Genomic DNA, 7,112 nt, shown 5'->3' with positions numbered 1-7,112 from the left:
TATCGTGCGTTCTCATAAAAAGTGTCCAAAAAAGTGTTGACAATCCATTATGAAGGTTGTAAGTAGAGAAAATGCCACCGCATACAGAAGAAGATATGCACTTTCATCATAAATCAAAACAGTTTTTTATATTCTTTCTGGAGAAGCAAAAATGAAGTTTAAAGATGAAACAGTAAAGTTTAAAGAAAGAACTGGAATTGAAGTTTCTCCTATGGAAGTACATCAAATGAGTAATGCATCTGATAATGAAATTGAATTTATTGTAGTTTCAATGCCAAAGTCACATGGGAATAGGGAATTGGTATAGTTTTTATAGCAAGATAATTACTGATTTAGATTATTTAATATCATATAAGAGATTTAAGATGTTTTGGCAATGCAACTCGTATGCAACAAAATCAATGCTAAGTCCTTGTTTTATAAGAGCTTGGAATTCTCAAAACGTTAGTAATAACTTTTATGAGATATCTAGAGAAGTATTTGAACTTTGTAAGAAGTATGAATACTTCTTTTTCTTGCGATAAGAGTTATAATAAAGTTGTCAAAAGGATTGTTGGCATTAAAGAGGTGCAACATAATGAAAATTAAACAACAAAAACAAATTAAGTTATTTTTGATTGAAGAATTTAATCAAAATAAGGGTGATGAACTGTTTATTCGACAGGAAAAAATACTTAGTGAACTTATTGAAAATACAACAAATAAGTCTAAAAAACAGATGAAAACACTTATTCAAACCATTCTACCACGTATAGCATTATATAAAGTTTTGTTAGAAGACTTGACCAAGGAAGATGGATATCAGTATATGAAAAAATATATGATGAATAAAGTGGCTTATAAAAAGCATTTATCAACGGCAAAAATGGAATTAGTACCAGGATTTTATCACATCTATAGTCATATATTTCTTAAAATTATGCGTACTACTGATTTACAAGAAAGTAAACAAAAACATGGCAAAGATTATTTTGATGTAACAATAAAAAAATGTCTTTGGCATACAGCTTGCGACGAAAATGGTTGTTTAGAACTATGTTGATTGTTTTGTGATGTTGATGATGTAACATATGGAGGTCTTAAAAAATAGGATTTACACGGACAAAAACATTAGGTTATGGTGGAGATTGTTGTGATTTTCATTTTTTTAAAAAATAAGTAATGATGGAGGTAACAATGAAAGTATTATGTTTTGGATCCGCTAATTTGGATCATGTATATAAAGTAGATCACTTTACAGCGCCAGGAGAAACACAAAGTTGTCTTGACTATGCTATAAAGTGTGGTGGAAAGGGTGTTAATCAGGCTATTGCGATGGCACTAGCGGGAAATGAAACTTATTTTGCGGGAATGATAGGTCATGATGGAAGTTTGCTTAAAGAAACGCTTGATGAAAAGAAAGTTCATATTGATTATTTGAAAATCTCAGATAAACCTACAGGACACGCTATTATAGAAGTGGATCAAAGTGGACAAAATCATATTCTTTTGTATGGTGGTACTAATAAAGCTATCTCATATGAATATATAGATGAAGTTTTATCTCGTTTTTCAAAAGACGATATAATTGTATTACAAAATGAAATCAATAATGTTCCTTACATTATTGAACGTAGTTATGAAAAAGGAATGAAAATCTTTTTTAATGCAGCACCATATGATGATGAAATTCTAAACTATCCAATTGATAAAGTGACTTGGTTAATTGTTAATGAAACTGAAGGAGCTGCTTTAAGTGGTGAAGAAAATGAAGAAACAATTCTTAAAGCCTTAAAACAAAAATATCCTTGTACGCATATTCTTTTTACTATGGGAAAAGAAGGAAGCAGAGTTTTAACAGACAAAGATGATATAAAAGTAAAAGCGATGAGTGTGGAGGCTGTTGATACAACAGGTGCCGGAGATACTTATATTGGTTACTTTGTTAGAGGGATTGTAGAAAACATGCCTTTACTAGATACATTACAATTAGCTACTAAAGCCAGTGCTATTGCGGTTACAAGATTTGGGGCAACAGACTCAATCCCTCATTATGAAGAAGTAAGTAGGTGATAAAAGTGTTAAAATATGGAATTTATGCAAAAGCAGTAGAGTTATTATGTTTTAAACCAGCTTTGGCTAGGCTTGCAATCATTTATCCTGAAATGGATATGAAAAAATATAAAAAAGCAGTAAAAAAAGAATATAAAGAAATGCTTTTAAGAACACCGGATATAGGTGGTAGCTCATTAGAAATGAATCTTTATATAGCTGCTTTTGTTTTTTCTTTACATAAAGCTAGACCTGATAAAATTAATCCCGACGTTGTTAATAAGATGGTTGATGCAGTTTTTGAGTCATCTTTTATGGTAAATGCTCATAAAAATAAAAAATGCACATTATTTACAGATAAGGTACAAGACAAGAAAGTCAAAGAAAGCATAGCCGGTCAAACACTAAAATATGAACTTGACTGGAAATTTCATTATGAAAAAGGAATTGATGAATTCTATAATACTTATACAAAATGTGGTATTTGTAAATTAGGGAAAAGAGAAAATTGTTTTGAATTTGTTCCTTGTTTATGCAACATGGATGAAAGAAATTATAAAAATGAAGGTGGTCAATTACATCGTACAAAGACTTTGGCACAAGGAGATAACTGTTGTGATTTTCATGTGACAAAGATAAAAAAATAAGTAGTTAAAATAGAGGAGATAGAATAAAAATGAATTTGTTTGATATGAATGATGATACAAATAAGTTGCCTCTTGCTAGTAGAATGCGTCCTCATAATATTGATGAGATTGTTGGACAACAGCATATATTAGGAAAAAATAAATTATTATATCGAGCCATTAAAGCAGATAGACTAGGATCGATTATTTTGTATGGTCCACCAGGAGTAGGAAAAACAACCATCGCAAGAGTTATTGCTAATACAACCAATTCTCATTTTTGCAAATTAAATGCAACAAATGCAGGTATTAAAGATGTAGAAAAAATAATTGAAGAAGCTAAATTTAATCAAAGTGCCTATCATAAAGGGACGATTTTGTTCATTGATGAAATTCATCGCTTTAATAAAACACAGCAAGATTATTTACTACCTTTTGTAGAAGATGGCATTGTTATTTTAATTGGAGCGACAACAGAAAATCCTTATTTTGAAGTTAATAATGCCTTACTTTCTAGATGTCAAATATTTGAATTAAAACCATTAGAAAAACAAGATTTAATCACTTTAATTGAGCGGGTGCTCAGTGATCAAAAGCGAGGTCTTGGAAATGAAAGTATCATGATAGATGAAGAAGCAAAGATGTTTCTTGCAGATATGGCTAGTGGTGATGCCAGAAGTGTTCTTAATGCTTTAGAGATAGCTTATTTGACAACAGATAAAAATAAAGCTGGCAATATTCACATTACACTTGCTGTAGCAGAAGAATGTATTCAAAAAAAAGCGATAAAATATGATAAAGATGGTGATCATCATTATGATGCTATTTCTGCTTTTATTGAATCTATGAAACATACTGATCCTGATGCTACATTATATTATTTAGCTAGAATGCTTATAGCGGGAGAAGATATTAAATATATTGCTAGAAGAATTTGTGTATGTGCCAGTGAAGATATTGGTCTTGCTAATTCACAAGCACTTAATGTAGCTACAAGTGCACTTTTAGCTATAGAAAGAATTGGAATGCCTGAATCAGCAAAAATATTAGCGCATGCTGCTTTATATGTATGTTGCTCTCCTAAGTCTGACACAGTTTCCAAAGGAATAAGTATGGCTATGGATGATGCTCAAAACTCAACTGATGTACCCATTCCCCCTTTTTTACAAGATGCAAGTTATAAAAATGCTCATAAATTAGGAAGAGGAGTAGGTATGGATAATATCCATGCATTTCCTTATCATTATTCTGGAAAGAAATGTATGCCAGAGCAGTTATCACAAAGACATTATTTTGATTTATCACAAATTGGTAATGAAAAAAGAATCCAAACGTTTTTAGATTATTTGAATAATAATTTAAAAACGAGGTAATAAAAAAGAAGTATTTATGTTCACTTATAATACTTCTTTTTAGTTTGTTAAATAATACTATCTAACAATTGATCAATTTCTTTATTCTTTTTTAGTTTTCCTTTAACTGTTTTTCCATCTTTTATAACCATAGAAACATTTTTAAGGTACTTAAGATTAAGTAAAGGTTTTTTATCTAAAACGATCATATCTGCTTGTTTTCCTGGTTCAATCGTTCCAAGGGTATTGTCCAAACCAACAATCTTAGCATTTCCTTGAGTTGCGATATGAAGCGTTTCTTTAGTGCTTGCGCCAACATATTTATTAAAATAGACTAATTCACGCCAAAAGTCATAATGTGTAACATAAGGACATCCAACATCATTTCCTAGACCTACAGGAATACCATTTTCTAGAGCAGTTTTAGCTGCTGAAATAATACCATCACATACAATTGTACCATTAATTTGATATCTTTCATCAGGCATCATATTTGAATCCAATAGTTTCATAGGAATAGCAGGTGAAATGGTACAGATAAGTTTTGCCTTTTTTTCTTTAAAAAGATGAATCAGTTCATCATCTAAAGTGGCTCCATGTTCAATTGTATCAACTCCATTAACAAGGGCGGCTTTTACTCCTTCGCTTGATTCAACATGTGCTGCTACATAAAATCCAAGTTCATGCGCTCTTTTACAAGCTGCTTCAATTTGTGATTCTGTCATTTTCATAGCACCAGGCACACCGGTTTCATCAGCATCAAGAACACCACCAGTAATCATTAATTTAATTAGATCAGGTTTTGCTTGGGCAATCTTATCTACATATAATCTTGCTTCATCGCTGGAAGTGGCGCTATATGCTAAAAGACCTGCCATATGTCCACCGGGAACAGAAATGGCTTTATTGGCGGCTAAAATATGGGGACCAATAATTTTACCTGAATTGATTTCATCACGAATTTGGGAATCAATTGTATCTAAACCACCCACAGTTCTCATAGTCGTTACACCACTCAATAATTCCGTTTTTGCATAATTATAACATAACTTTTTAATAATATATCTACCTAGTGGATTAGCTAATAGTTTGTTAATAGATTGATTAGAATTTGTTTTAGAAACATTTGTTGGTTTACCACTACCTGGCAAATGACAATGTAAATTAATAAGACCGGGAAGAACATATCGACCACTCAAATCAATTATCTTTGTATTATTTGGAATATCTTCATTATTTATGATTTCTTTAATAATATTATCTTCTACAAGAATAGTTTTATTTTCTTGTAACATCATATTTTTTGTACCATCTAAAATGTTAGCATTTTTATAAGCAATAAGTGACATTTAAGGACCTCCTGTTTGTATTGTATAATTTCAATATAATATAGAGATAAGTCAGTGTCAATTGATGTTTGTTAAGAACAAATATAAAATCAATAACAAATAATTTGACGATTATATTTTAAAAATTTCTTTTGTTTTTATTGATGTAAGCTGAATAACTGGTCCTGAGATAATGATTGTTACAATTGTACATATGCCAACCTTTCCACCTAATAAAACACCAGCAATCACTATTGCAGTATCTAGTATTATTCGTACTATTTTGACTTGCCAGCCATTTTTCTTTGCAAGAGCAAAAGTTAATGCTTCATAGGAACCACGCCCTAGTGAGGCTGCAACATAAAATCCTGTTCCGATTGCAAAAATTATGACTCCTGACAACATAATCAGTGCATTCACCCATAAATGCGTACTATACACATGTGTCTTTGCAAATATATCCACACAGAGGCTATATACAATCTGATAAAGTATCGTGCCGATATGTATTTGTGATCTGTCATAGAAAAATACGAATATAAGCATAGCTAAGGCAACGATTAGAGTTGCCATTCCTATGCTTACATGAAATGTCTTAGAAATTCCTTGCCACAAAACTGCAAGAGTTGCGCCTCCAAATCCTGCATACAATGCAAGGGTAATACCATAAGCTGCTGTAATTGACCCAATCACGATGATTGTTATTTTTTTTATCCATTCTGTTTTAGTCATTGTTATAGTCTCCTTTTATTTGAATTTAGTAATTTCTAATAAAAAAGACTATAGACAATCTGTTATGTTCAGAAACAGAAAAATCTATAGTCTTCATTGTGCCGAGACAGGCTATTTATTATTCATAATAATAGTATACAGATGGTAAATGTCAATATGTTTTAAACAAATATATTAAATTTCATTAAAGAAAAGTTAAATTATTATTGCCCGAAGTAATTTTGAAATAGCAAAGAGATAAATGGATGTGGACAGTTTATCATATGTGATATTATAATATCGTTATGAATAATAGAAATTATATGATATTAAAATATTTAAAAGAAGCAGGGGAATATGTTACATCAAAAAGTTTAAGTGCTTTATGCAATGTAAGTACAAAAACTATTTTAAAAGATATTAAGTTAATAAATGACGATATGAAAGTAACAGCCAATTATATTGAGGTAAAACCTTCGCACGGGATAAAACTTATTATTAATAATGATGAAGAATTTATTAATTTAAGTGATTCTTATCGATCTTTTCAAGATTATTTTGTTTTGAGTGTTAATGAAAGGGAAGATAGGATTAAAAAGTATTTAATAGAGAAAAATGATTGGGTTAAGTCAGAAATGAGTGCAAAAATGACTAAATAAAGGGAATGTTTTTTATGAAAAAGTTATCAATAAAAATATGGGGTGATAATTTTGTTGATAGAGACATATAACGAAAGGTATCGTCATGAGATTATTGAGCTTATTCTTAATATTCAAAATAAAGAGGCAAAGATAAATTTATCGCTTAATGAACAACCTGATTTACTTGATATAACACAGAGTTATTGTGATAATGGAGGACAATTTTGGGTTGCCTTATCTGATGATAAAGTAGTAGGAACGATTGGTTTAATGATGAAGGATAAGCATTATGCTATTTTAAAAAAATTCTTTGTTGTAGAGGAATATCGATCAAAAAAGTAGGACTTGCTTTATATAAAAAATTATTGGAATTTGCTAAGGAGACCTACTATGAAAAATCAATAGAAAAAACATAATTTTCTT

At 30.4% G+C, this 7,112-nt stretch carries 10 protein-coding genes; 8 read left to right on the top strand and 2 right to left on the bottom strand.

Annotated features, from left to right (window positions below; all coding sequences use genetic code 11):
• The first annotated feature begins 112 nt into the window (after positions 1-112).
• The 6 genes from DWZ53_RS10930 to DWZ53_RS10905 all read left to right on the top strand — a co-directional run bounded on the left by DWZ53_RS10930 (position 113) and on the right by DWZ53_RS10905 (position 4,030).
• A complete protein-coding gene (locus DWZ53_RS10930) occupies positions 113-307 on the top strand; it encodes a cupin domain-containing protein (protein ID WP_118434197.1) in 195 nt (64 codons plus the stop codon).
• Between the two features lie 270 nt (positions 308-577).
• Positions 578-1,042 carry an L-2-amino-thiazoline-4-carboxylic acid hydrolase gene (locus DWZ53_RS10925; RefSeq protein ID WP_118434196.1) on the top strand — a complete coding sequence of 155 codons (465 nt, stop codon included), beginning with the start codon at positions 578-580 and terminating at the stop codon, positions 1,040-1,042.
• Between the two features lie 44 nt (positions 1,043-1,086).
• Positions 1,087-1,158 carry an L-2-amino-thiazoline-4-carboxylic acid hydrolase gene (locus tag DWZ53_RS11555; protein WP_118434198.1) on the top strand — a complete coding sequence of 24 codons (72 nt, stop codon included), beginning with the start codon at positions 1,087-1,089 and terminating at the stop codon, positions 1,156-1,158.
• An 18-nt stretch (positions 1,159-1,176) separates the two neighbouring features.
• Positions 1,177-2,052 (top strand): ribokinase, encoded by an 876-nt coding sequence (locus tag DWZ53_RS10915; protein WP_118434195.1) that lies wholly within the window; start codon positions 1,177-1,179, stop codon positions 2,050-2,052.
• Positions 2,053-2,057: 5 nt separating this feature from the next.
• On the top strand, positions 2,058-2,678 hold the full coding sequence (locus DWZ53_RS10910; protein ID WP_118434194.1) for an L-2-amino-thiazoline-4-carboxylic acid hydrolase: 621 nt from the start codon (positions 2,058-2,060) through the stop codon (positions 2,676-2,678).
• Positions 2,679-2,707: 29 nt separating this feature from the next.
• Positions 2,708-4,030 (top strand): replication-associated recombination protein A, encoded by a 1,323-nt coding sequence (locus DWZ53_RS10905; protein ID WP_118434193.1) that lies wholly within the window; start codon positions 2,708-2,710, stop codon positions 4,028-4,030.
• Positions 4,031-4,077: 47 nt separating this feature from the next.
• Here the strand turns inward: DWZ53_RS10905 and DWZ53_RS10900 are convergent, their stop codons facing one another.
• A complete protein-coding gene (locus DWZ53_RS10900) occupies positions 4,078-5,358 on the bottom strand; it encodes an amidohydrolase family protein (protein WP_118434192.1) in 1,281 nt (426 codons plus the stop codon).
• Between the two features lie 111 nt (positions 5,359-5,469).
• Positions 5,470-6,069, bottom strand: coding sequence for a YitT family protein (locus DWZ53_RS10895; RefSeq protein ID WP_118434191.1), 600 nt, complete (start codon positions 6,067-6,069; stop codon positions 5,470-5,472).
• 302 nt (positions 6,070-6,371) lie between these two features.
• Here DWZ53_RS10895 and DWZ53_RS10890 point away from each other — a divergent pair, with 302 nt between their 5' ends.
• Positions 6,372-6,707 carry an HTH domain-containing protein gene (locus DWZ53_RS10890; protein ID WP_158568250.1) on the top strand — a complete coding sequence of 112 codons (336 nt, stop codon included), beginning with the start codon at positions 6,372-6,374 and terminating at the stop codon, positions 6,705-6,707.
• Positions 6,708-6,761: 54 nt separating this feature from the next.
• On the top strand, positions 6,762-7,031 hold the full coding sequence (locus DWZ53_RS10885; protein WP_199589211.1) for a GNAT family N-acetyltransferase: 270 nt from the start codon (positions 6,762-6,764) through the stop codon (positions 7,029-7,031).
• Positions 7,032-7,112 lie beyond the last annotated feature (81 nt).

Source organism: Coprobacillus sp. AF33-1AC (assembly GCF_003475785.1).
Classification (GTDB): Bacteria; Bacillota_I; Bacilli_A; order Erysipelotrichales; family Coprobacillaceae; genus Faecalibacillus.
Note: the sequence above shows the minus strand (reverse complement) of the source record. Positions and strands in the feature narration are given on the sequence as shown.

Excerpts from the sequence above, each read along its gene's own strand:
- DWZ53_RS10915 (WP_118434195.1), top strand. The coding sequence starts at position 1,177 with ATGAAAGTATTATGTTTTGGATCCGCTAATTTGGATCATGTATATAAA.
- DWZ53_RS10905 (WP_118434193.1), top strand. The coding sequence starts at position 2,708 with ATGAATTTGTTTGATATGAATGATGATACAAATAAGTTGCCTCTTGCT.
- DWZ53_RS10895 (WP_118434191.1), bottom strand. The coding sequence starts at position 6,069 with ATGACTAAAACAGAATGGATAAAAAAAATAACAATCATCGTGATTGGG.
- DWZ53_RS10925 (WP_118434196.1), top strand. The coding sequence starts at position 578 with ATGAAAATTAAACAACAAAAACAAATTAAGTTATTTTTGATTGAAGAA.
- DWZ53_RS10900 (WP_118434192.1), bottom strand. The coding sequence starts at position 5,358 with ATGTCACTTATTGCTTATAAAAATGCTAACATTTTAGATGGTACAAAA.
- DWZ53_RS10890 (WP_158568250.1), top strand. The coding sequence starts at position 6,372 with ATGATATTAAAATATTTAAAAGAAGCAGGGGAATATGTTACATCAAAA.